This is a genomic window from Inquilinus sp. YAF38, assembly GCF_052113205.1.
GTDB lineage: Bacteria > Pseudomonadota > Alphaproteobacteria > DSM-16000 > Inquilinaceae > Inquilinus.
On sequence record NZ_JBFRCU010000196.1, the window covers coordinates 1 to 2,149 of the forward strand.

General features: G+C 71.6%; 2 protein-coding genes and 1 pseudogene. All 3 read right to left on the reverse strand.

The window, feature by feature from the left end:
- Nucleotides 1-471 (reverse strand): annotated as a pseudogene (locus AB4Z01_RS36150) (hypothetical protein); the annotation flags it as partial.
- A gap of 13 nt (nucleotides 472-484) precedes the next feature.
- Nucleotides 485-1,552: an ABC transporter ATP-binding protein gene (locus tag AB4Z01_RS36155; RefSeq protein WP_441701673.1), complete on the reverse strand. Its 1,068-nt coding sequence runs from the start codon at nucleotides 1,550-1,552 to the stop codon at nucleotides 485-487.
- Between the two features lie 3 nt (nucleotides 1,553-1,555).
- Nucleotides 1,556-2,149: SDR family oxidoreductase (locus AB4Z01_RS36160; protein ID WP_441701675.1), on the reverse strand; the 594-nt coding region annotated here is incomplete at its 5' end.

Sequence of the window (2,149 nt, forward strand, 5' to 3'; positions counted from 1 at the left end):
CACCCCGACGACGGAATCGACCAGGCAGAACGCCTCCAGCGCCGGGTCGGCGGCCAGCGCCGCCAGCACCGAGCGCATCGCCGCGGCGTCGACCAGCTGGTTGGCGATCAGGATCCGCTTCACCCCGTAGCGGCGGCAGACCTCGAATTGCTGGGCGGTGGCGACGGTGATGCCCCAGGAGCCGTTGGCGAGCTGCAGGTCGAACAGCTGCGGGCTCATCGTCGTCTTGCCGTGCGGCGCCAGGGCGACGCCGGTCTCGGCCAGGATGTCGCGCATCCAGCGGGCGTTGCGCTCCAGCACCGACCGCTTCAGCAGCGCCTGCGGGAAGGGCAGGTCGCCGGACAGCGCGTTCCAGCCCTGGTCGCCGATGCTGCGGAACGGGATCGGCCTGAGGTCGGGCGGCAGGCCCTTGCTGGCGCCATCGATGGCGGAGTCGAGGATCGGGTCGAGGGCGAGGACGGACGCCTGCATGACGGGGCTTCCTTCAGATGCGGCGGCCGGAGGCCGCGTCGAACAGATGGGCGTGGGCGGCGAGGGGGGCGAGCGGGACGATGTCGCCCGGCACCACCCGGCGGCGGCCATGGATCACGRCGGCGACGCGGGTGCCGGCCAGGGTGCCGTAGAGATGGGTCTCGGCGCCGGTCGGCTCGACCAGATCGATCGTCACCGGCACGCCGTTGCCGTCCTCGGCCAGGCTGAAATGCTCCGGCCGCACGCCCAGCAGCACCGGCTGGTCGTCGGCGGCGGCGCGGTCGGGGGCGGGCAGGCGGGTGCCGTCCTCGGCATCGACCGCCGGCCCGCCGGCGCCGCGGCGGTAGCGGCCGGGCAGGAAGCTCATGGCCGGGGAGCCGAGGAAGCCGGCGACGAAGGTGTTGGCCGGCAGGTCGTAGAGGTCGAGCGGCACGCCCTGCTGCTCGATCCGGCCGCCATTCATCACCACGATGCGGTCGGCCAGCGTCATCGCCTCGATCTGGTCGTGGGTGACGTAGACGATGGTGGTGCCGAGGCGGCGGTGCAGCGCCTTGATCTCGGTGCGCATCTGCACCCGCAGCTTGGCGTCGAGGTTCGACAGCGGCTCGTCGAACAGGAAGACGGCGGGGTCGCGCACGATCGCCCGGCCCATGGCGACGCGCTGGCGCTGGCCGCCGGACAGCTGGCGCGGCAGCCGCTCGAGATAGTCGAACAGGTTGAGGATCCCGGCGGCCTTGCCGACCTTGGCCTCGATCTCCGGCTTCGGCTCGCCGCGCAGCCTGGGGCCATAGGCGATGTTCTGCCGGGCGGTCATGTGCGGGTACAGCGCGTACGACTGGAACACCATGGCGATGTTCCGCTTCTGCGGCGGCACGTCGTTGGCGCGGGTGCCGCCGATCAGCAGGTCGCCGCCGGAGATGGTCTCCAGCCCGGCGATCATGCGCAGCAAGGTGGATTTGCCGCAGCCGGACGGTCCGACCAGGACGACGAACTCGCCATCGGCGATGTCGAGGTCGACCGCATGGACCACCTGCGTCTCGCCGTAGCGCTTCACCACTCCGTCCAGCCGCACCGTCGCCATGGATCAGAACTCCTCCAGCGTGAGCTCCCCGGCCATCACCCGGTTGCCGGCGGTCAGGCCGCCATCGACCGGCAGCATGGCGCCGGTGATGAAGCCGGCCAGCTCGTCCGAGGCCAGGAAGGCCACGGCCTTGGCGATGTCCGCCGGCTCGGCCACCCGCTGCAGCGGATACCATTTGCGCAGGGATTCGAAGATCTCCGGCTTCCGGTCGACGCGCTCCTGCCAGATCGGGGTGCGGACGGTGCCGGGGCAGATCACATTGGCGCGGATGCCGAACGGGCCGTATTCCACCGCCAGGGCCCGGGTGTAGCTGATCAGCCCGGCCTTGGCGGCGCTGTAGGCCGGGTGGCCCAGCGCCTGCAGCCCGTTGACGCTGCTGATGTTGACGATGCTGCCGCGGCGCCGCTCCTTCATGCCGTCGATCACCGCGGCGACGACGTGATAGGGGCCGTTCAGGTTCAGCTCGACATCCGCGGCCCAGGTCTCGGCGGTGGTCGTGGCCAGGCTGCCGCGCTCGCCGCCGCCGGCATTGTTGACCACGATTTCGACCGGGCCGGCGCAAGCGACCGCCGCCTCGATGGCGGCGCGGGTGGCGCC